The organism is Sharpea porci (assembly GCF_009695655.1).
Taxonomy (GTDB): Bacteria; Bacillota_I; Bacilli_A; order Erysipelotrichales; family Coprobacillaceae; genus Sharpea; species Sharpea porci.
This window is the reverse complement of sequence record NZ_VUNM01000001.1, coordinates 167,713-189,884: the sequence shown is the minus strand read 5'-3', so window position 1 is coordinate 189,884 and position 22,172 is coordinate 167,713. Positions and strand designations below refer to the sequence as shown.

Sequence of the window (22,172 nt, the reverse complement as noted above, 5' to 3'; positions counted from 1 at the left end):
TTCTTTCTTTGCGAATGACGTGATAAAGAAATGGATGAGACTGGGAGTAGATGCATGGCGCTTAGATGTAGCAAATGAAATCTCTGATCACATGCTTGATAATATCAAACATGTGATTAAAGATGAAAAGAAGGACACATATGTTGTAGGAGAAATATGGCATAATGCTACAGAATGGATTTCTAACAATGGCCTTGATGGTGTAACAAATTATGCTGTCTCAAGAGCTATTCTATCTTTTGTTTGTGATCCGCCCATGATATCTTTAAGTATCGCAGTGTTGTTGATGAAATCATCCATAGCTATACCCAAAAGCAACTCAAATCCTCCATGCCTCTCCTAGATTCCCATGATACACCTTGATTAAGAACAATTGTCCATAATGACAAAGATAAAATTAAACTCGCCTTGCTTCTCTTATTGACATTTTATGGTACACCTTCCCTTTATTATGGCACTGAACGCTATATGGAAAGTGCAGGAGATCCTGATAACAGAAGACCTACTAACTGGGATGAAAATAGTGTTGATGTACAGGATATTTATCATATCACAAAGCTATTCATACAATTAAAACGCGAGCATCCAGTTTTAGCCAATGATGGACAGCTAGAATGGATTGATCATAATGAACTGCTCATCATGCATCGCTATAATGACAAAGAAAACCTCAATATTATCATTAACAGCAAAGAATATGATATAGATACTGTTCTACCTATGAACATGAACTACATCAATATCATCGATAACTGCCCAATATCCAATTCTGTACATATCAATCGTCTAGGCTTTATGATTCTTAAACCTAGGTCATATGTGTGATGTACTATATACTCATTATAATGAAAGAATTTGCATGTCTTTAGTTACATACGAATCAATATATAAAGCTCTTGATATATAATATCTAATCCACTAACAACAATGATTAACGATGATGTTGAATAATCCACTATTGCTTTATTTTCATAAAAGGAAAATGCAACAGTAATTCAGTAATGTATTTGAATCTTCATAATATTCTTGTTATATTTGTTATGTACAGAAAATCCAAATTCCGAAAAAACATGAGAACTGTACACAGGCAACGGTTAGGTTTAACTGTTGCTTTTTTGATTGTTATTATAGGGGAATCTGAATTTTCAAAAAATGAAACAAATGATTATGCAATCGCTTTCCTCTTCGATATAATGTGAACAAAGAAGGGAAAGGAAAAGAGATGAAGAAGAAACTTATAATGGGCATAACAGTTGCATCGATGGTAGCTAACCCAATGGCAGTCTATGCAGCTGATCTCAAAGATACCCCAACAAACACCAATAACGTCCTTGAAGAAACACCAACTATTCAAGATAAGACAGAATACCAGGAAGTAGAACAAGCGCAAGCACATGTATCTCAGTTAGAAGAACAACAACAATCTGCCAATATTGCTGTTGAAGAGACTAAAGCTCACTATGACAACACAACAACGACAAAAGAACTAGCTGAAAAAGAGAAAAATAACAAATAACAACAAGCCTACCAACAAGTTCTTAATCAACACAATCTTGTGATTGCAAGTGAAAAAGACTTCAATCAAAACACTGAAACACTAAGACTTCTTGAAACAGATCTGCTTACTAAAGAAAGCGAACTTAGTACAGCCAACGAAACATTGAATAACGCCAGTACACGTCTATTAGAAGCGCAAAATAATGCTACATTAGCTAATGAAAAGATGGTTTTACAAAAACAAACAGTTGATGAAAAACAAGCTCTTTTTACAAAAGCTACTCAGGATGAAGCATTAGCACAAGATCAATTGAATAAAGCTCAGGAAGATTTCAAAGTAGATACAACAGCACAAGAAGATGCAAAGCAAGCTTATGATCTTGCAAATAAGACTTATCAAGAAAAAAACCATCTTGTTGTTGAAACAAAGAAGGCATTGGATGAAGCAGTAAAACAAGCTAATCTTTACAAAGATGATACAGCTTTAGTACAGAATGTCACAACAGCCAATACAAATTATCAACTAGCACTTTCTGATCAGACAAAGGCGAAAGAAGAAGCGGATAAACGCAAAGCTGTATTGGATGAGAAAACACAAGCTGTAATATTAGCACAAGGTGCTGTTGAACAGGCTCAAAAAGATGTCCTTGCGAAAGAAACAGAAAAGAAGAACTTAGAACAAGAACTTGCCTCACTCACACAAACTGTTGATTTTACTCAAGCTCAAGAAGAATTAGAAAATGCACAAAAAGCATTACAACAAGCTCAAGATGATTATAACCAAGCTAATGCATCATTAAAAACAGCTCAGAATAATCATAATGAACTTAATAATGAGATTGCTGAACAGGAAAAGAATGTTGCTACACTTAAAACAGCTTATGAGAATAGTACTACTGCTGAAGCTAATAGCTTTAAAGGTTTCTTAAACTATGTGAAGGCACAGAATGCATCAAATAGTACATTGGTAAAAGCTATCGATTATACACTGCAGATGTTTAGTGATAAGACATATTCTGATCCATATGGTATGTGGAATGAATTTGTAGAAATTACACAGTTTACCCATATGGGAGAGAAGGATGATGCATCAAGCTTAGAGAATATCAAAAATTCCATAGAAATGCTAAAGATGACCAATGCTTTAAGAGCAAGCAAGAATGATCCAGATATTAAGCCATTAAAAGTTTCTTATGAAGAAATGGCATCGGCCATTATTAATGCGAATGCCAATGGTAGATACAAATACGGTCATACAGGTGCTTTATGGGGTGGAGAGAATATTGCCTATGTCGCTTCCGCAGGCAAGGGACATCTCTTTGAAGCATATCGTTACTATAAGTATAACAAGGATAAAGTATGGATCAATGATCCTGAAAGTGTAAGTCAGGCTGATTATAATAATCCTGATTTTCTTAAATATATGCTTAGTGATACTATGACACATAATGGTTTAATTAAGGATGATGTTGATAAAGGTATAGATGAGAATGGTATTAAGCTTTATCAGAAGGTTGGCTTTACAAACTATACTGAGCCCTACCTCTACTGGTACAATCTGGAACAAGCTGTAAAAACCAAATATCCAACGCAGGCCGATTATGATAATCGAAAAGATAAGAAAAATTCAGATCAAGATTATCATAGTGCTACAGGTCATTTAGAGAACTTATTAGACCAATATGAAACAACTGGTGTAGCTTATATAAATGTTCCTAAAGAAGGCACAAATGCTAATGGCAAATCATTTACATATATCTATACTTATTATGCACAACGTTTCAATAATTATCCAAAGTATGGCTATGCCATGAGTGTTGATGAATTTGAACAGCAACTAAATGATTATCAAACATACTTAAATAATACAAAGACAAACTATGACAATGCTAATACTCAACTTACATCACTCACCAACAAGAAATCAACGCTAGAAAAGGAAATACAAACACGACAAGAAACAGTTCAACAGAAAGATAATGCTGTTAAACAAGCACAGGTTGCACAAGAATCAGGCCAAAAGAGAGTTGATGAAATTAAACAAAATGGTAGTCCAACTGATGCTAAAGAAGCTATTGAGAAAAAGCTAGAAAGTGTTGAAAATGAACTAAGAGATGCAAAGAATACATTAGCTACATTACAACAAAACTTAGCAATCTTAACTTCCAAGAAGGATGAGGCTGTGAGTAACTATAATCAGCAGTTAGATATTGTTAAAGAGAAAGATCATGCTGTTGATAGCTATAAGACTGCATATGATGAAGCAACAAAGACATTGAATCAATTTCATAATGATCAAAAACTTGCCCAAAAGAATCTTATAAGCAAGCAGAATGCTTATAAGAAGGCTTTAGAAGAACAGGATAAAGCTCAGGCTGATCTCACTTTTAAACAAACTGAATTTAAAAGTGCAACAACATCTCAGACAGAAGCACAAGACAAAGTTACACAAGCAATAAAGCAGTATGAAGAAGCAAGAAAGCAGACAAAAGCTAAAAAAGAAGAGCTTGATGAAGCAACGCGTATTCTAACTGAATTGGTCAATGCGCATGATAATTTAAAAGAGGCGTTGGAAAAGAAAGAACTTGCGAGTGAAGAAGTAAAGGTGTTAGAACAGGAAAAGAGTGGATTAGAAGAAAAGATTGCTGAAGTGAAGAAAACTAATGAGGCTCTTAAAGAAGCATATTATCAAAACAATAATACATATCAACGCTATCTCACGAGCTACAATGCGATTCACGATCACAATCTTTTGAATAATGATTCCTCATTATTCAATGAATATCAACAAGCTATGCAGCTTTATCAGCAAGCTGTACTTGTTGAAGCTAATGCAAGAATTGCCTATGAAAAAGCTCTGCAACAAGCTGAAACTATAAATCAACAGCTCATTGAAGCAAAACAAGATTTAGAAGTAAAAACAAAAGCATATAATGATAAACTAAAAGAACTGTTTGCTATTCTTAATGTAGATAGTGAAATACAACATCACTATGATATTAAGGATCATGATCTTGATGTACAGATTATGACATTACAAAATGCTAAGTCTGGTTTAGATCAGGATGATATTGCGAATAGACTCTACAACAAAGAAAATATTGAAGTGAAAGTTATTTATGACAAAGATGCTAATAGTGATGATGTTTATCAATTAAGTGAGTATGCTCATATGAATGCAATTAATCCACTTGACTATTTCACACTTTCTATTATGTTAAAGACGGCTGATGGTATTTCATCCATAACTTCGCTTAGCCAGCCTATAACATTTAGTATTGATATAAGTTCTTATCTCAAGCCAGGGCGTACTTTCTATCTTTTACGTCTGCATAATGGTTTAATAGAATGTATTGACTTAAAACAAGAAGGTAATACACTTATCTTTACTAATGATAAGTATTCATCATTCTTATTAGGTTACAAAGATATACCTACTACAACAATACAACCAAAGGCAACAACTTCAGCTCCAACAAAAGAACAAACAAAGGTGGTTGCTACTGGTGACAACACATCTCTAGAATCCTGGATGCTTACACTTATTGCATCAGCTGGAATGGCTTTTGTCTTAAGAAAGAAAAGAAGAGACTCAATAAGTTAAGCATTTCATAGAAAGACAAAGAACACTAACTGCTCTCTGTCTTTTTTGTTTTCTGTGAGAAAAAAATGATAATGTAATAAATTACATATTAGATATAATCATGTATATTTTAAATGTTATATAATAAAATAAATATATCATAAAAAGCATTATTATGTTTACTTGATGTTTTGCCTATGATATTATTTGGCTGTAGAGGAAATCTTGTATATATAAAAATCTCATGTGTAACTTATCAGTTAGGAAGGTGAAATTCCATGGAAAACAATCATAACAAGCAACGCGTCGACAAGCTCATCGACGGGTTCCGTCTTATTGACGACACATTCATGAATGTGGTCTTTCAGGGCAACCTCAAGGCAGTTGAGCTCATACTCAGCATCATCCTTGCGAAGCAGGGCATCGTTGTTGAAAGGCTGGCAGTCCAGAAGACCATGATTAATCCTGAAACAGGGGGCAAAGATATTGCCTTCGACATCTATGCGAGAGATAATAGTGGAAAGAGATATGACATCGAGATGCAGCGTTCGGGAGGGATCCTGGTGCTGAAGAAGCGTGGACGGTATTACAGCGCAGCACTGGATCATGTGATGCTTAAGGAAGGCGAGGACTACAGGGACATGAAGGACTCCTATGTGATCATGTTCATGGAGGAGGACTATCTCAAGGGCAGTAGACCTATCTATGCTTTTGAGCGAATGGATATTTTAACAGGCAAGCGCTTTGATGACGGCAATCACATCATCTACGTTAACTGTGCCTACGAGGACAGCAGTACGGAGATCGGAAGACTTGTACATGATCTCCTGTGCCGTGAGGCAAGTGAGATGTATTATGACGAGCTAAAGAAATCGGTGGCATACTATAAACATGACGAAAGGGGCAGAACAGAAATGTGTAAGGAAGTTGAAGAATATGCAAAAGATTACGCTAAGGAATACAGAAAGCAAGCGGAAGAGGCCAAAGAGAACGAAGCAAAGATGAAGCAAAAGTTTGACGATATGATTATGAATGCGGTCAAGAAGAAAAGAAATCTGAAAATGGCAGAAGAAGAAATCAAGTCGTTTATCATGGATGTATATGATCTCAGTGAAAAAGAGGCAGATGCGTACATCAAAAGAGTTCAGTAGTCTTTTACATTAATTTATTGATGTTTCAGAGACAGGCAATGACAAATATATCATTGCCTGTTGATTTTAAAACACCCTCCCAGATTGTCTGGTGGTCCAAACAAATCTTTCTTGTGCAGAAGATGTTACGTAGATACAGTAGGTAAGAATACAAAGAAAATCGAAGAGTACAATAGAAACCAGCTGGTAGATGCAGAGCTATGCATGGAATTGAAAAGCCATTGGCTTAGCCGTTGGATATTTACTAGTTTTTGTCATTAGTAAGATGAATATCAGCCATGTGGATCTTTGGTAAGCTATAAACATGACGAAAGGGGGCAGAACAGAAATGTGTAAGGAAGTTGAAGAATATGCAAAAGATTACGCTAAGGAATACGCTGAAGATTACGCTAAAGAATATAGAAAGCAAGCGGAAGAGGCCAAAGAGAATGAAGCTAAAGCTAAAGAGAACGAAGCAAAGATGAAGAAAAAGTTTGACAATATGATAATGAATGCGGTCAAGAAGAAAAGAGGTCTGAAAATGGCAGAAGAAGAAATCAAGTTGTTTATCATGGATGTATATGATCTCAGTGAAAAAGAGGCAGATGCGTACATTAAAAGAGTTCAATAGAATTTGGCAGTAATTTATTTATTATCGGAAAAGGCAAAGATAAGTTTATCTTTTTCTATCAAAAGAATGGTCAATAGCTGATGATGGCTTTATTCTGGAAAACGTATAAATAGAAAGAGCTTTGTCTAAATTGATTCTTTTGCATAATGATCTATTTTATAAGTTAAGCAATAATATAATAATCATGCTAAAAGGACTACTCATGAGTTGCCCTTTTTAGATATGGAGAAGTTTGCGCATTTCTTCTAGAAAAATTAGCCGTCCTCTAAATGAATGAAGATCATTAATTCCCATGATACGATAGACTGTAGAATGAAAGTCTTCTAGTGGAATTAATGTTAGCTTGTCTTCATAACCTTTAATCATATAAGCGGGTAGGAGGCTAACACCTGCATTTTGTGAAAGCTTCATCAAAAGAGTGAGGCGGTTGTCAACACTTTCGAAGGTTGGATGAAGGTTTTCTATATCCCATGTCTGTTTCGCAAATTCTAGCGTTGAGAATGTTGATTTTTGACATAGAATGAAATGATGCTCTTGTTCAATATCCTTAAGCTTAACACTATTTCTTTTGGCGAGTGGATGATTTCTAGATACGACAAGGTAATAAGGAATCTTATCAATTTCCAAGAAATGGTAATGTGTTAAGGAAGAAGCTTCAAGCGTATTCGAATGAATCAAGAAAAAAGCTGTGGTCGTTGTGTCTTCTGTCGTGAAGGCTATATGCAGTTAGCCGCTCTCTTTAGTGATCTTACAAGTGGAAAGTGCAAGGAACAGGGTTTTGATGTAATGAAAGACATTGTGAATGCGATGGATGTCTATTCGAATTGTTCTGTAGGTACAAATGGGAAGAAGACATTGTTAAGCTTATTAGAGAATTTCAATGAAGAAGTACAGGCGCATATCAAAGGGGAATGCCCAACGCTGCAATGCCAAGATCTTATTCATTATTATATTGATCCAAAGCTATGTAATGGATGTCATGATATCTGTGAGGTACATGCCATACTTGGAGAAAAGGATGATATACATGTCATTGATGATTTTAATTGTGTCAAGTGTGGTAAGTGTCTTCATTTGTGTGAAACAAATGCAATGAAATGTATGACAGGTGTACTTCCAGAATTACCTGATGAACCAATTAGTCTTAAAAGGAAAAAGAGAGTTAAAGAGAAACGTGTGGTAAGAAAGCGTGTTAGACCACAGGCTGTACTCTTTAGAAAGAACTTACAAACAAAGGTTGAACAAACAATAGAGTGGAAAGGAAATGGAAAGATGAAGGAAATGAATGCCGATGTTATTGTTGTAGCAGCTGGACCTGCTGGCTTGGGAGCAGCTATTGCCGCTGGAGAAAAGCATCTGAAAACAATTGTATTTGAAAAATCCAATACAACAGGTGGCGCAGCGAATATGGGTATGGGACCATTAGGCATTGATACTGATGTCCAGAAAAAAAAATTCAATCAGATTACTGTCAAAGATGCCCTAGCAATGCATATGGACTATACGCACTGGAGAGTTGATGCAGATTTAGTTTCAACATATTTCCATAAATCAGCGGATACTATTCGCTGGTTAGAAGACATGGGTGTGGAATTTGCGGGAGCATTTAAGTATTTTGCAGAGTCAGAAGCAACATGGCATATCGTTAAACCAGAAAATGGCGTTATTGGCCCACGTGCTGCAGGAGGAATGATTAAAGCAATGACTGCACGTGCAAAGGAATTGGGTGCTCAGTTTGTCATGGAAACAACAGTTGTTGATTTAATTAAAGAAGGCGAAAAAGTCGTAGGCGTACGTGCTGTTGACCAGGCTGGACAACAAATTGAAGCCCGTGGCAAGGCTGTTATTGTAGCTACTGGTGGTTTTGGTAACAACAAAGAAATGATTGAAGAAGAATTCAATCTCCATCTAGGTGAGGATTATTATCCATTCCAGATTCCTGGTATTACTGGTGATGGATTAAAGATGATGTGGCGTGCAGGCGCAATGAAGTTTGGTGCAGGAATTGAAGCTATTTATCAGCTGCCTGATAATATGAACTGGTTCTTATTGGATGCCGTATTAAGACAACCTAATTTATTAATCAACCAGTATGGTGAACGTTTCATGAATGAAGACCGTATGGGCAATACAACTTTCACAGGTAACGCCATAGCCTTACAGCCAGGTCATTATGCCTACTGTATCATGGATGGTGCAATCTTGAATCATTATAAGAAAAATGGACCAGATATTTTCGATATCGTCCATCCAGCTGACTGTTTCTTTGGTTTTGAAGCTGAAGCTAAACGTGCAGTAGAGCAAGAATATGATGCTTATATTGAAGCAAGCACACTTGATGAATTAGCTGAGAAACTTCATATTCATCCCGATACATTAAAGAATACAGTTGAAGCTTATAATGAAGCTTGTGAAACTGGAAGGGATACTCAGTTTGGAAAGAATCCAGATTTCCTTCATAAGATCACAGGTAAAGGAAAGTATCTTGTTGGTAAATTCTATCTAGGTGCTTATGGTACTATTGGTGGTATCCGTATCAACAAGTATTGTGAAGTTCTAGGCGAAGACTATTTACCAATTCCTGGTTTATACTCTGCAGGATCTGATGCCAATACTATTTATGGAGATTCCTATAACTTCACATTACCAGGGAACACAATGGGCTTTGCGATTAACTCTGGAAGAATGGCTGGAGAATCTGCAGCACAGTATATTCTTGATGAAGAATAATTATTGAGGCGTTTCATTTCAATAAACAAGCTTTCAAAGCTATAATAAAGGCAAGAGGTGAAAAAACATATGAAGAAAATCACATGGTTCTATATGCAAGGTTGTCCTTATTGCCGTAATGGAGAAAAAGCATTTGCTGAAATTCTAACAGAACATCCAGAATATAAGGATATTCCAATTCAAAAAGTGGATGAAAGAAAAGAAGTTGCATTTGCGGATGCACATGATTATTACTATGTGCCAACACTCTATCTTGATGAAGAAAAAGCTTATGAATGTAGTCCTCAAGATAGCTTTAATGACATCAAGCAACATTTCAAAGAAGTACTGGCAAAGGCCTTTGAATAACATGTTAAAGACAAAGAACACTAACTGTTCTCTGTCTTTTTTGTTTTCTGTGAGAAAAATATGAGAATGCTATAAATTACATGTTAGATATAAATATGTATATTTTGAATGTTATATTACTAAATAAATATATCACAAAAAGAACAATTATGTTTACTTGATGTTTTGCCTATGATATTATATGGCTGTAGAGGAAATCTTGTATATATAAAAATCTCATGTGTAACTTATCAGTTAGGAAGGTGAAATTCCATGGAAAACAATCATAACAAGCAGCGCGTCGACAAGCTCATCGATGGGTTCCGTCTTATTGACGACACATTCATGAATGTGGTCTTTCAGGGCAACCTCAAGGCAGTCGAGCTCATACTCAGCATCATCCTTGCAAAGCAGGGCATCGTTGTTGAAAGGCTGGAAGTCCAGAAGACCATGATTAATCCTGAAACAGGGGGCAAAGATATTGCCTTCGACATCTATGCGAGAGATAATAGTGGAAAGAGATATGACATCGAGATGCAGCGTTCAGGAGGGGTCCTGGTGCTGAAGAAGCGTGGACGGTATTACAGCGCAGCGCTGGATCATGTGATGCTTAAGGAAGGCGAGGACTACAGGGACATGAAGGACTCCTATGTGATCATGTTCATGGAGGAGGACTATCTCAGGGGCAATAAGCCGGTTTATGAGATTGAGCGCATCAATTTGTCAATGAACGTGCGCTTCGATGACGGCAATCACATCATCTACGTTAACTGTGCTTACAAGGACAGCAGTACGGAAATCGGAAGACTTGTACATGATCTCCTGTGCCGTGAGGCAAGTGAGATGTATTATGACGAGCTAAAGAAATCGGTGGCATACTATAAATATGACGAAAGGGGCAGAGCAGAAATGTGTAAAGAAGTTGAAGAATATGCAAAAGATTACGCAAAAGAGTACGCTGAAGAATACGCAAAAGAATACGCTGAAGAATACGCTAAAGAATACAGAAAGCAAGCGGAAGAGGCCAAAGCGAATGAAGCTACAGCTAAAGAGAATGAAATAAGAGCCAAAGAGAACGAGGCAAAGATGAAGCAGAAGTTTGACGATATGATAATGAATACGATCAAGAAGAAAAGAAATCTGAAAATGACAGAAGAAGAAATCAAGTCGTTTATCATGGATGTATATGATCTCAATGAAAAAGAGGCAGATGCGTACATCAAAAGTGCTTAGTAGTCTTTTACATTAATTTATTGATGATTCGGAGACAGGCAATGATAAGTATATCATTACCTGTCTATTAGTTTTTGTCATTAATAAGATGAATTTCAATCATGTGGATCTTTGATAAGCTATAAATATGATGAAAGGGGGCAGAGCAGAAATGTGTAAAGAAGTTGAAGAATATGTTAAAGAGAAACTTAGCTATATGATTATGAATGTTCTCAAAAAGAAGAAGAATCAAAACATGACTAATGAGGAAATACTAACATACATCATGGAAGCATATGATCTTAGTGAAGAAGAGGCGAAAGCATACATCAAAAGTGCTCAATTGTAGAAGAGGTCATATTAAAAGTTTAGAGAATGGTAATAACATTTCATTGCTTTTATAAGTTTCAAAGAGACTTAATAGAATAATCGGAAAAAAAGTAATGTAGAGATATAGACTAAAGTTGGCAATACTATCTATTTCTTTAAACAGGAAATCTATTGTTTCTTTATTTTTAGATGTATCATCATAGGGTGAACAGAATGTAGCGGTTTAGTAGCTTCTAGTTTTTGAGAAGGGGAAACACTGACATTTGTAGACACTCTTCAAAGAGCAGAATTCCAGTGTGATATGTTTGGCTTTGTAAAGGAGGTTGTTGTAGCAGATGAAAACTTGATTACTTCTGTAAGACCTGAAATACTCTATAAAACATAATAGGCAAAAAAGAGCAGTAAGCCTGCCCTAGAAAAGTTATAGCTCATCAAAACCTCTATATTAATATTGCGTCCCGCTTCTTTTTGGTTGATGTTTAAATTTAATTGCTATGAGTGCTGTGAGTAATTCTGTTAGTGGGAGAGTTAGCCAGATACCTGTCATTTTCATTGTTGCACTTAGAATAAGAGCAGCAGGTATGAGAATAATTATCCCTCTGAGCAAAGTGACAAGTTGGGCGGGTAATGGCTGATTGATAGAAATCAAATACATAATTGTAATGATATTGAAGCTAGCAAATAATGGGGCAATGAAGTAAAGTAAGAGTCCAGTTTCTGCTAAGCTTTGTAATGTTTTGTTATGTTCACTATTGAAAGCTGAGACAATTGGAGATTTAAAGAAAACTGTTAAGAGATAAACAATGATAGCAATCACAATACCAAGAATTAAAGCATGATGGCGAACTTTCTCTAAATCTTCATGATTCCCCTTTGCATAGCATTCACCCATTAGAGGTTGTACACCTTGAGCAATACCATTAAAGAAGGCAAGAATGACAAGATAGATGTTGACAATCACACCGTAGGCTGCTACACCAATATTACCTGCAATATGAAGAATCAAGTAATTAAATACCAACATAACAACCCCACCAGAAATCTCATTGATCAAAGAAGGGAACCCAAGAGTAAAAGTTTTAATTACAAGGTTGATATTGAAATGTATATGTTCAAAATGAATGCTTGATTTATGATTGATAAAACGTGTTAAAAGTATCAATATCCCTATAACAGGAGAAAAGGCAGTTGCGAGAACAGCACCCAGCATTCCAAGATGACAAGGAAAGATGAAAATATAGTCAAAGATGATATTAAATAAACTCCCCGCCAGCATCCCGATCATTGCTAGATGAGGATCCCCATCATTCTTTGTATAGGCAGACAGGACATTGTTTAACATAAAAGCAGGCGCAAAAATCATCACATATTTAAGATATGTTGAAGTCATGCCGTGAATGGCTTTAGTGGCCCCAAGTATTGAAGCGAGCTCACTTGAATAAGCTAAGCCAAAAAAGACAAATACCGCGCCAAATAAAAGCACAAGAATAAGACCATGCAGAAAAACATTGTTAGCGTCATGGCGATTTTTTGTTGCTTTATAGGTGATGAACTGAGCAGCCCCACCTATCGCAATCAACATTCCTAAACCAGAAATCAAATTATAAATAGGTAAGGCAAGGTTAAGGGCTGTTAAACCATTAGCGCCTATTCCTTTGGCGATAAAGAAGGTGTCGGCAAGAATGTAAAGAGATAAGCCAATCATTGAAATCATATTGGCTGAGACGTAATGAATAAATTTTTGTTTTAGTGTCATAGATGCTTCCTCCACATAAAAAGCATTAAGCCATAATTCCCATCTGCTAAGGCCTATCGATGGGGGACTTAATGCATATTCTACCCGGCGGCAGAGTTTCTATATTGGTTGTCATTATACCTGAAGAAATAGAGTTGTCAACAGTTCTGTTGCTTAGAAATGTCAATGTGTTACAATACGCCTAGGTGATAAAGATGTATTTAATTGTAATAATATGTATAATCCTAGTAACTTATCGCATGGATCCCGTATTTGGAAAAAGTCCGGGCAAGAAAGATCGCCAAAACTATGCCCAAAGAAGTCATAATTACAAAAATGGGAAGTTTTTCTATGATGATCATTTAGATCAAGACCAGAAGTACAGCATTCATGCCAATAGCATTCTTTCGCATAAAGGAAAACACCCTCAATCCCCTTTACCAACCCAAAAACCTGATTTTTCTAAGAATAGTCCTTTAGCATTTACCTGGTTTGGACATTCTACTTTATTGATTCAAATACAAGATAAGACGATTCTTGTTGATCCCATCTTTTCCAACTATCCTTCACCTCTACCATTTGGTCTTTTTAAGCGTTTTGATCGACCAGTTATAAATGTCAAGGATCTACCTGAAATAGATTTTTGTCTTATTACCCATAATCATTATGATCACTTAGATTATTCTTCTATTATGAGGATAAAGGACAAGGTTCATCATTTTATTGTACCCCTAGGTGTGGAAAAGGACTTAGAACGATGGCATATTTCTCAATCAAGTATCATCAATATGGCTTGGGGAGAAGAAGTGGAAATAGAAGATATAACATTCGGTTGTCAGCCGGCAAGACACTTCTCACAAAGAAATCTCTTTGATCGCAATAAAACACTTTGGTGTTCTTATGTCATAGAGACGAGTGCTTATCGTCTCTTTATTGGTGGGGATTCAGGCTTTGGTCATCACTTTTCTGATATCCAGAAAAGATATCAGAATTTTGATCTTGTTTTTCTAGAATGTGCTCAATATGATGGACGTTGGATGAATATTCATATGTTTCCTGAAGATGCAAAACAAGCGGCTAAGATTCTTCATGCCCGTTATTTTGTTCCTGTTCACTATGGTGCTTATTGCCTTTCAGTGCATCCCTGGGATGATCCTTTAGTACGTTTAACTGCACATCATTCAGAAATACCTGTTATTACGCCGCTTATAGGAACAACGGTTGATATAAGAAATATAGAGGATTATCAGGATCATTGGTGGGAAAAGGTTCAGTGATGATAAGATTTAGAAAGAAAGAGAAGAAATATGCATAAAGAATTGTTGATTAAACTAAGAAATGGTGACAAACTCACCATCAAAGACTCCATCAGGCTTACAATACAAATCTCATTACCAGCCATCATGTCACAAATATCAACTATTGTCATGGAATATGCGGATGCAAGTATGGTTGGTCGTCTTGGAGCACATGATTCTGCTTCAATTGGCTTAGTCTCCTCATCAACCTGGCTGATTGGTGGTCTCTTAAATGCAGCATCACTAGGCTTTAGTGTTCAGCTCGCTCATCGAATTGGTGCTAAAGACAATAAAGAAGCAAGAAACATCATGAAGATTGGCTTGTTTTCAACACTTCTCTTTTCCTTCATTATGCTTATTCTTGCCTTAAGTGTCGCAAAACCTCTCCCAATTTGGCTAGGGGGCAACAAGGCTATTGTTCATAATGCCTCAGTCTATTTTATGGTCTTTGCCTGTCAGCTGCCTTTCCAGCAGCTTAATAATGTTGCTGGTGGTATGCTTCAGGCTAGTGGTAATATGAAAACACCAAGTCTTTTAAATATCTTGATGTGTTTGTTGAATATTCTCTTCAATCTCTTATTGATTTTTCCAAGTGGCACAGTAGGAAGCTTGCCAGGATGGAATTTAGGAGTTGCTGGGGCAGCGTTGGGTACGGCTTTCTCACAAGCAATCATTTCTCTTATTATGTTGTATTGGCTGCTTAGAAGAAGTGAAATGCTGAAGCTTAGAAAAGGGGAAAAAATGCGTTTTTCTAAGGGCTATTTTATAAGCGCCTTTCGCATTGCTCTGCCTGTCGCTTTAGAACAGATTGCTCAGGATGGTGCCCAGATTGTCTCAACACGTATTGTTGCCCCGCTAGGCACTAAGGCCATTGCTGCCAATAGCTTTTCCGTGACAGCTGAGTCACTATGCTATATGCCGGGTTATGGAATAGGCGTCGCCGCTACAACAATGATTGGGCAGTCAATTGGCGCTAAGCGTGAGGATTTAACTTATCGCCTCGGCTGGCTTGTGACAATACTAGGCATGGTAGTCATGAGTATAACAGGCATATTAATGTATATCTTTGCCCCTTTCATGCTTGCAACATTAACACCTGATTCTTCTATTCAAATGCTAGGTGTAAGAGTCTTACGTATTGAAGCTTTCGCTGAACCTTTGTTTGCCGCTTCGATAGTAGCGACAGGTGTTCTAAGAGGAACAGGGGATACAATGATTCCATCGCTCTTTAACCTTGTCTCAATGTGGCTTGTGCGCTTGCCATTAGCTTCCTTGCTTTCACCACAAATTGGTCTTGTTGGTGTATGGAGTGCGATGGCCATTGAATTATCTGTTCGTGGGATTCTCTTCTTATGGCGTCTTTCTAAACGCAACTGGTCCACAAAAGAAGTGATCACTGCCCAAAGCTAATTTTATCTTGAAAACTAAGAAACTTTTTTGTAGAATAGAGGAAACAAAAGGGAGTAACTAGCAGCCTAGCTGTATCTCAAAGCGTCATTTCACGGGTGTATTGCCCCGCTTGAGGTTGAAATAGTGAGACTTTTGCATTCAAAATCTTTTTGGATGCAAGAGTCTCTTTTTGTTTGAAAAGGAGATAGGTTATGAAAAATTGGTATGAGATGAATCATCAAGAAGTCCTAGATGCTTTACATTCAGGACGTGATGGCTTAAATGAGGCAGAAGTAAAAAAAATCAGGGCAGAAAAGGGATCTAATAAGCTTGAAGAAACAAAACAAAAGGGTCCATTGGCGATATTCTTATCACAGTTTGCGGATTTATTAGTTATTATCTTAATTATTGCCGCTAGTGTTTCACTGTTTACTGGGGATATGGAAAGTACTTTGGTTATTATTGCTGTACTGATATTAAATGCCATTTTAGGTACCGTTCAAACAGTCAATGCCCAAAAGTCACTTGCTGCCTTGAAGTCACTTTCATCGCCCCATGTCAAAGTCATCCGTCATGGCCAGCGTTTAGAAATTGATTCTATAGATGTTGTACCAGGTGATATTGTCATGCTTGATGCGGGAGATATGATCTGTGCTGATGGACGTCTATTAGAAAGCTTTTCCTTACAAGTCAATGAAAGCTCACTAACAGGTGAGTCGACAAATGTGGAAAAGAAAGATGAAATTCTTCAGGGTAATGTCGCATTAGCAGACCGCACAAATATGGTATTCTCTGGTTCACTTGTCACTTATGGTCGTGCTGTTGTCATTGTGACAGAGACGGGCATGCATACAGAAATAGGTAAGATTGCTCAGCTGATGAATGACACAAAAGAACATAAGACGCCTTTACAGAAAAGTCTTGATGACTTCTCTGGTAAACTTGCGACTGGCATTATGATAATCTCTGTGATTGTCTTTGGATTAGAAATGTGGCGTGGTATGAAGATTATGGATGCTCTGCTATTTGCTGTAGCGTTAGCCGTAGCTGCCATTCCTGAGGCCTTAAGTTCGATTGTGACAATTGTTCAGGCAATGGGGACAAAGAAAATGGCTAAGGAAAATGCGATTATCAAAGACTTAGCTGCGGTTGAATCCTTAGGTTCTGTTTCAGTGATTTGTTCGGATAAGACAGGAACATTGACACAGAATAAAATGACTGTTCAAGATATTTATATTGGTGGGGAATTATTAAAAGAAGAGGAATTAAAGCTCACAAATCAGCTACATCGCTATCTTTTATTGGATGCGATATTGGCAAATGATTCGACAATTGTGGATGGCCAGGGGATAGGTGATCCAACAGAATATGCACTTATTGATATGTTCTATCATGTCAAAGGTATTTCTATTAACGATGGGGCTAGCGTTCTTACAGATAGTATGCTTCGTGATACCCTGCCACGTGTCCAGGAACTCTCTTTTGATAGTGATCGTAAACTCATGAGTACAAAGCATGTCGTTCATGGCGTCCCAACAATCTTTACCAAGGGAGCAATCGATGTACTGCTTAATCGTTGTACAAAGATTAGAGACAATACAGGAATTCATGAAATGACGGATCAAGATAAAGAAGCCATCATGAAACAAAATGATGCATTTTCGCAAAATGGTCTACGAGTTCTTGCTTTTGCCTATAAAGAAAGTGATGAAGACTTAACACTAGAAGCAGAAAACAACTATATCTTCATTGGCCTTATTTCAATGATTGATCCACCGCGTGCAGAATCTATTCAAGCTGTTCAGGATGCTAAGGAAGCAGGCACACGAACAGTGATGATTACTGGTGACCACAAAGTAACAGCAACAGCGATTGCCAAGAAGATTGGCATCTTCAATGAAGGTGATGAAGCCGTAACTGGTATGGAACTTGATGCAATGAGTGACGAAGAGCTTGCGAGAAGAGTGGAACATATTTCTGTCTATGCCCGTGTTTCACCAGAAAACAAGATTCGCATTGTTGATGCATGGCAGAAAAAAGGACGTATCGTTTCCATGACGGGTGATGGTGTCAATGACGCACCAGCTCTTAAGAAAGCAGATATTGGTGTTGCGATGGGTATTACCGGAACGGAGGTTTCTAAAGATGCTGCTAGTATGATTCTTAGTGATGATAATTTCGCAACAATCATTAAAGCAGTAGCCAATGGACGTGTTGTTTATAAGAATATCAAGAATGCAGTATTGTATCTCTTGTCCGGTAATCTTTCGGCTATTCTTGTTGTGCTCTATACATCAATTGTCGGTTTACCTATACCTTTCTTAGCAGTACAATTGCTGTTTATTAACTTAGTGACAGATTCACTTCCAGCTTTAGCAATTGGTATGGAACCTGGTGATCATGATGTCTTAAAACAAAAGCCTCGCGATCCCCATGCTGGTATTATGGACAAAGTCTTTGTAAGAAGAATGGTCTTACAGGGAATTTTAATAGGTATTGTGGTTGCTATTGCCTTCCATTTAGGCCTTCAGACATCACCAGCAATGGCTTGTTCAATGGCTTTCTTGACATTGACAATGTCACGCTTGCTTCATGGCTTCAATTGCCGTGATCAAAAGAGTATCTTCGCTTTAGGATTTAAGCGTAATATGTTTAGCTTGTATGCCTTCTTGATTGGTTTAGCTCTTGTTCTTTTGATTATCTTTACACCTTTAGGCAGAAGCATGTTTAGAGTGGCAATGATGAATCGTACACAAATATTATCCATCTTCCTTCTCGCACTCATTCCAACAACCCTTATTCAATTAAGAAAAATCATTACAAACAAAACGAGACTTTAAAAAATTCATCATTTCCTTTAAAATAGAATTGAAAGAAAGAAGGAATAAGAAATGTATACAATTCATGACTTATATGACTTAGATCATACACTCGCAAAAGATTATTTATCCCAATTCACTTATCCATGGGAAGCTTTAAAAGGCATTAAAGATTTCATTATTGCCTTAGGAGAAACATTGGATAAGAATGAATATGAAGAAGTATCAGAACATGTATGGGTTCATAAGACAGCTACCGTCTTCTCTTCAGCTTATCTAGGAGCACCTTGTATCATCGGCCCTAGAACAGAAGTGAGACAGTGTGCTTTTATTAGAGGCAGTGCTCTTGTGGGAGCTGATTGTGTTGTGGGTAACTCAACAGAACTCAAGAATGTCATTCTCTTTGACCATGTTCAGACACCACATTATAACTATGTAGGCGATAGTATTCTTGGCTATTATTCTCATACGGGCGCAGGTGCCATTACATCCAATGTCAAGAGTGATAAAAAGCTCATTGTCATCCATAATGGTGATGAACAGATCGAAACAGGGCTTAAGAAGATTGGTGCCATGCTTGGTGACTATGTAGAAGTTGGCTGTAATTCCGTTCTCAATCCAGGTACTGTCATTGGCCGACATTCCAATGTCTATCCAACATCATGTGTACGTGGTGTTGTTCCTGAAGGTTCAATCTGGAAGAATGACGGAACAGTTGTCAAAAAGAGATAAAAAGAAGGGTGAACAGTTAATGATACTGCTCACTCTTTTTTAAATCTTTTTCAAATATTTTATAAAGAATTGGTGCTAACATCAAATAGAAGAAGAAATTCCCTACAGCATGAAATGTATCAAATAATAGTCCATTCAGATAATAAGGAATAAACAACCCTAATCCACCAATCAAAAACTGATCCAACGATACCACAAAACCAAACACATAGCCCATCACAAAACTAAAACAAGCCATCAACATATAATGTGGTTTATCCTCTCGAATATGAAAGAGACGTACTAAGATCTCCGTCAGTATACAAATCACAAACCAGGCGAGAATCTGAAAGAATGTCCAGATACCCATACCTAGAAAAATATTCGACACAACCGTTGTAACAACAGTAACTTTAAAAGCAAAATCTAAACCAAATAGAATCACACAAAGAATAATAATCGATGTAACAGGCTTGACATTGGGTAAAGCTTGTAAGCCAATACGGGAAGCAATATTAAAGGCGGACAAGAGGCCAATTAAGGCAATTTCCTTAACTGGTCGATATTTAATTATAGTTGACGTAGTACCAGACAACCTGATCACCCTTTTTCAAATGATAACTTGCCGCACTGACATTAGGAGCCACACCATTCACTTTATACATCCAGCCTGATAAGGGACCATGATCTTTTTCATAAAGACCATTAATCGAACGCACATATGTTGCTGAACCAAAACCTGTTTTTGTATAAGGAAGACCTGTATCAGTCAATATACTATAGGCCGTTGCGCCTTCTTTCATAGTCATATCATGATCATAGTAATTCTGATTAATGCCTGTAATTGTCAGATGAATCTTTTCTTCAACCGGTTCTTCTTGAACAGGCTGACTTTGTGTCGTTTGTTTTGTTTGGTTCTGGTTATTATTGTTTGTTTGTGGAGTTGGGGTGGATTGGTTTTTTTCTTGTGATGGAGTTGTGCTTTTCTTTGTTTTTGTGTCTTTTTGCGAAGATGATGTTGTCGGGCTGTTTTCAGCTGTTTTGTTGGAAGGGGGATTGGATGGTGTTTCTTCCTGCTTGGTAGGTGATGAGGTTGTAGAGGAAGAAGAGGGGGTTGTCTCTTCTTCCTTTTTCTTTTCTACAACAACATCTTTCTTGCTTGTCTTTTTCTTTGGATGAGGTTGTTTGATTGCAGTGGTGATAGGTGGATGGAAACTATGGTAGATGCCAATACCAGCAATCGCAATCAAGGCAACAATGACAAGAACAATGACAAACTTTGTCTGTTTCTCAAGCTTTTTCCACATATCTATATCTTCTTAATAAGATGAGTCCAGATAATCCCACAACAAGTCCCATAATCCAAATAATGATATCTGTATCATCATCCGTGTCAACAACCTTATTTGTTTTCTTCTTGCTTACTGCTTCAGTGTTTTTCTTGACTTCTGTTCCAGGAATTTCTGCTTTCTTTTCAGTCTTTTCTTCAGTCACTTGAGCGGGTTTTGTCTGCTTGGTGAAGAGTGTGAATGTTGTTGAAGCATTGCCATCTGTTCCTTCAATCATAAGTGTATGTTTACCATCAGGTAAGTTTTTAAGGAAATGAGCTGAAAGGGTAATTGAAGTATTCACATTGTAGTCTGAAGCAGCAAGCTTTTTCCCATCAACAAGAATACTTTGAATGTTTGTTGATGGAAGGTTCGTTGTGAGTATATGGTCTTGATCATTTTGAATCTTGGCATCTTGGCCGCTTGTTATCTGATAGTTTTTAACAGGATGTAATGTCTTGTCATAGTCACGCTTTGCCTTATCAAAGACAGAACCATTCTTATAAGTGCCTAAAGCAAGAACACCATCTCGTGTCGCATAATTATTGTAACCAATACCCAATGGCTGATAGTTCACATCATAATTCTCAGCTTTAAATGAACCGTCATCCAATTGCCATGTCAGTAAATAATCATACGGATTAGCGGCATTTAAGGCATTATATTGATCATTTAATAAACCATTACGATCAGCGACTGCCAGTCCTTCAAGAACTGCTCCTTGTGTATTGGCATTACCATCATCATATTGAGTGAAAACTGATTGATTGTTTATATTCTTTGTGGCTGTTCTTAAGAAAGCAACAGCTTTATCAATTGTTGTCTTGTAAGCTGTTTTATTGACAAGGGAAAGTGTTTCAATTGCCCAGCCTGTCGTATCCGCATCGGCGCACTTAACACCTGCTGGATATTCATACCAGTATGCTCCATTGTTCAGTGCTTCCTTGGCAAGGCGCTTACCAACGACATTCTGTTTAGTTGAATTAACGACATATAGACCATTGAGTGCCCAAATATCATTGTTGGCACCAGTTGAATTGACGATAGAGCCATCATCACGGACACGCTTTTCTAATTCCTCAACAAGATTGACACCATTGATATTCTTAGGATCCTTGCCCATTAAACATGTAAGGACAATATTCTTTCCTAAAGCCCCAATATCTGTCTTACTTTGGTCATCAAGACGAACTGTTGCGATATACTCGTTGAGGGTTTCTTCAGCTTTAAGCGCCTGGTCAGCTTCGACACCAACTGATTCACTCGCAAGTATATCATCATAGCTTTCTAGCCCTTTTTTAGATTTCTGTTGGTAATAGCTGACAGCCTTGTTGTAGGCTTGATCAAGCTTTGTGGTATCGTAAGCGGCATTGACTGGTGTAAGCGTCAGTGCACATGTGAAAAGCAATACAAATAAACTTCCTAGATATTTTTTCATCATTTTTCCCCTTT

Annotated in this window: 18 protein-coding genes and 2 pseudogenes; 15 read left to right on the top strand and 5 right to left on the bottom strand. The window is 37.2% G+C overall.

Annotation, left to right across the window (positions count from 1 at the left end; all coding sequences use genetic code 11):
- Nucleotides 1-34: 34 nt before the first annotated feature.
- From FYJ79_RS12780 to FYJ79_RS00920, 7 genes and pseudogenes are all read left to right on the top strand, one after another.
- Nucleotides 35-181 (top strand): annotated as a pseudogene (locus tag FYJ79_RS12780) (hypothetical protein); the annotation flags it as partial.
- Nucleotides 182-468: 287 nt separating this feature from the next.
- Entirely contained in the window at nt 469-825 is a 357-nt protein-coding gene (locus FYJ79_RS00940; protein ID WP_154514115.1) for a hypothetical protein, read from the top strand.
- 397 nt (nt 826-1,222) lie between these two features.
- Entirely contained in the window at nt 1,223-1,516 is a 294-nt protein-coding gene (locus FYJ79_RS00935; RefSeq protein ID WP_154514114.1) for a hypothetical protein, read from the top strand.
- Nucleotides 1,517-1,555: 39 nt separating this feature from the next.
- A complete protein-coding gene (locus FYJ79_RS00930; protein ID WP_154514113.1) occupies nt 1,556-5,101 on the top strand; it encodes a hypothetical protein in 3,546 nt (1,181 codons plus the stop codon).
- Between the two features lie 257 nt (nt 5,102-5,358).
- Nucleotides 5,359-6,231, top strand: a complete 873-nt coding sequence (locus tag FYJ79_RS00925; RefSeq protein ID WP_154514112.1) for a PD-(D/E)XK nuclease family transposase — start codon at nt 5,359-5,361, stop codon at nt 6,229-6,231.
- Between the two features lie 99 nt (nt 6,232-6,330).
- A pseudogene (locus tag FYJ79_RS12865) lies at nt 6,331-6,417 on the top strand (IS200/IS605 family transposase); the annotation flags it as partial.
- Between the two features lie 142 nt (nt 6,418-6,559).
- Complete coding sequence (locus FYJ79_RS00920; protein WP_154514111.1) at nt 6,560-6,841, top strand: hypothetical protein; 282 nt, start codon at nt 6,560-6,562, stop codon at nt 6,839-6,841.
- Nucleotides 6,842-7,057: 216 nt separating this feature from the next.
- On the opposite strand, the gene FYJ79_RS00915 is transcribed toward FYJ79_RS00920, so the two are convergent.
- Complete coding sequence (locus tag FYJ79_RS00915) at nt 7,058-7,519, bottom strand: LysR family transcriptional regulator substrate-binding protein (RefSeq protein ID WP_195836976.1); 462 nt, start codon at nt 7,517-7,519, stop codon at nt 7,058-7,060.
- Between FYJ79_RS00915 and FYJ79_RS00910 the strand changes: the two genes are divergently transcribed.
- From FYJ79_RS00910 to FYJ79_RS00895, 4 genes are all read left to right on the top strand, one after another.
- Nucleotides 7,511-9,571, top strand: a complete 2,061-nt coding sequence (locus FYJ79_RS00910; RefSeq protein ID WP_154514109.1) for an FAD-binding protein — start codon at nt 7,511-7,513, stop codon at nt 9,569-9,571. The two genes, FYJ79_RS00915 and FYJ79_RS00910, sit on opposite strands and share 9 nt — an antisense overlap.
- A 57-nt stretch (nt 9,572-9,628) precedes the next feature.
- Nucleotides 9,629-9,919 (top strand): glutaredoxin, encoded by a 291-nt coding sequence (locus FYJ79_RS00905; protein WP_326802970.1) that lies wholly within the window; start codon nt 9,629-9,631, stop codon nt 9,917-9,919.
- 252 nt (nt 9,920-10,171) lie between these two features.
- On the top strand, nt 10,172-11,131 hold the full coding sequence (locus FYJ79_RS00900; protein ID WP_154514107.1) for a PD-(D/E)XK nuclease family transposase: 960 nt from the start codon (nt 10,172-10,174) through the stop codon (nt 11,129-11,131).
- A 151-nt stretch (nt 11,132-11,282) separates the two neighbouring features.
- Nucleotides 11,283-11,459, top strand: coding sequence for a hypothetical protein (locus FYJ79_RS00895; RefSeq protein ID WP_154514106.1), 177 nt, complete (start codon nt 11,283-11,285; stop codon nt 11,457-11,459).
- Nucleotides 11,460-11,885: 426 nt separating this feature from the next.
- On the opposite strand, the gene FYJ79_RS00890 is transcribed toward FYJ79_RS00895, so the two are convergent.
- Entirely contained in the window at nt 11,886-13,196 is a 1,311-nt protein-coding gene (locus FYJ79_RS00890; RefSeq protein WP_154514105.1) for an MATE family efflux transporter, read from the bottom strand.
- A gap of 194 nt (nt 13,197-13,390) precedes the next feature.
- On the opposite strand from FYJ79_RS00890, the gene FYJ79_RS00885 reads away from it, so the two are divergent.
- The 4 genes from FYJ79_RS00885 (at nt 13,391) to FYJ79_RS00870 (ending at nt 19,413) form a co-directional block, all read left to right on the top strand.
- Nucleotides 13,391-14,452 (top strand): MBL fold metallo-hydrolase, encoded by a 1,062-nt coding sequence (locus tag FYJ79_RS00885; RefSeq protein WP_154514104.1) that lies wholly within the window; start codon nt 13,391-13,393, stop codon nt 14,450-14,452.
- Nucleotides 14,453-14,482: 30 nt separating this feature from the next.
- Entirely contained in the window at nt 14,483-15,883 is a 1,401-nt protein-coding gene (locus FYJ79_RS00880; protein WP_154514103.1) for an MATE family efflux transporter, read from the top strand.
- 191 nt (nt 15,884-16,074) lie between these two features.
- The gene (locus FYJ79_RS00875; RefSeq protein WP_154514102.1) at nt 16,075-18,702 is read left to right on the top strand and encodes a cation-translocating P-type ATPase; all 2,628 of its coding nucleotides are present in this window, start codon (nt 16,075-16,077) and stop codon (nt 18,700-18,702) included.
- Between the two features lie 51 nt (nt 18,703-18,753).
- Complete coding sequence (locus FYJ79_RS00870; RefSeq protein ID WP_154514101.1) at nt 18,754-19,413, top strand: acyltransferase; 660 nt, start codon at nt 18,754-18,756, stop codon at nt 19,411-19,413.
- A 16-nt stretch (nt 19,414-19,429) separates the two neighbouring features.
- On the opposite strand, the gene FYJ79_RS00865 is transcribed toward FYJ79_RS00870, so the two are convergent.
- The 3 genes from FYJ79_RS00865 to FYJ79_RS00855 are packed head-to-tail and all read right to left on the bottom strand — an operon-like array spanning nt 19,430 to nt 22,161.
- Nucleotides 19,430-19,987 (bottom strand): hypothetical protein, encoded by a 558-nt coding sequence (locus tag FYJ79_RS00865; RefSeq protein ID WP_154514100.1) that lies wholly within the window; start codon nt 19,985-19,987, stop codon nt 19,430-19,432.
- A complete protein-coding gene (locus FYJ79_RS00860) occupies nt 19,959-20,699 on the bottom strand; it encodes a DUF4430 domain-containing protein (protein ID WP_154514099.1) in 741 nt (246 codons plus the stop codon). Before FYJ79_RS00860 ends, FYJ79_RS00865 begins: the two co-directional genes overlap by 29 nt.
- The gene (locus FYJ79_RS00855) at nt 20,683-22,161 is read right to left on the bottom strand and encodes a hypothetical protein (protein ID WP_195836975.1); all 1,479 of its coding nucleotides are present in this window, start codon (nt 22,159-22,161) and stop codon (nt 20,683-20,685) included. The genes FYJ79_RS00860 and FYJ79_RS00855 overlap by 17 nt, the downstream gene beginning before the upstream one ends.
- Nucleotides 22,162-22,172: the final 11 nt, after the last annotated feature.

Excerpts from the sequence above, each read along its gene's own strand:
- FYJ79_RS00940 (WP_154514115.1), top strand. The coding sequence starts at position 469 with ATGGAAAGTGCAGGAGATCCTGATAACAGAAGACCTACTAACTGGGAT.
- FYJ79_RS00935 (WP_154514114.1), top strand. The coding sequence starts at position 1,223 with ATGAAGAAGAAACTTATAATGGGCATAACAGTTGCATCGATGGTAGCT.
- FYJ79_RS00925 (WP_154514112.1), top strand. The coding sequence starts at position 5,359 with ATGGAAAACAATCATAACAAGCAACGCGTCGACAAGCTCATCGACGGG.
- FYJ79_RS00920 (WP_154514111.1), top strand. The coding sequence starts at position 6,560 with ATGTGTAAGGAAGTTGAAGAATATGCAAAAGATTACGCTAAGGAATAC.
- FYJ79_RS00910 (WP_154514109.1), top strand. The coding sequence starts at position 7,511 with ATGAATCAAGAAAAAAGCTGTGGTCGTTGTGTCTTCTGTCGTGAAGGC.
- FYJ79_RS00900 (WP_154514107.1), top strand. The coding sequence starts at position 10,172 with ATGGAAAACAATCATAACAAGCAGCGCGTCGACAAGCTCATCGATGGG.
- FYJ79_RS00895 (WP_154514106.1), top strand. The coding sequence starts at position 11,283 with ATGTGTAAAGAAGTTGAAGAATATGTTAAAGAGAAACTTAGCTATATG.
- FYJ79_RS00890 (WP_154514105.1), bottom strand. The coding sequence starts at position 13,196 with ATGACACTAAAACAAAAATTTATTCATTACGTCTCAGCCAATATGATT.
- FYJ79_RS00885 (WP_154514104.1), top strand. The coding sequence starts at position 13,391 with ATGTATTTAATTGTAATAATATGTATAATCCTAGTAACTTATCGCATG.
- FYJ79_RS00880 (WP_154514103.1), top strand. The coding sequence starts at position 14,483 with ATGCATAAAGAATTGTTGATTAAACTAAGAAATGGTGACAAACTCACC.
- FYJ79_RS00875 (WP_154514102.1), top strand. The coding sequence starts at position 16,075 with ATGAAAAATTGGTATGAGATGAATCATCAAGAAGTCCTAGATGCTTTA.
- FYJ79_RS00870 (WP_154514101.1), top strand. The coding sequence starts at position 18,754 with ATGTATACAATTCATGACTTATATGACTTAGATCATACACTCGCAAAA.
- FYJ79_RS00860 (WP_154514099.1), bottom strand. The coding sequence starts at position 20,699 with ATGTGGAAAAAGCTTGAGAAACAGACAAAGTTTGTCATTGTTCTTGTC.
- FYJ79_RS00855 (WP_195836975.1), bottom strand. The coding sequence starts at position 22,161 with ATGATGAAAAAATATCTAGGAAGTTTATTTGTATTGCTTTTCACATGT.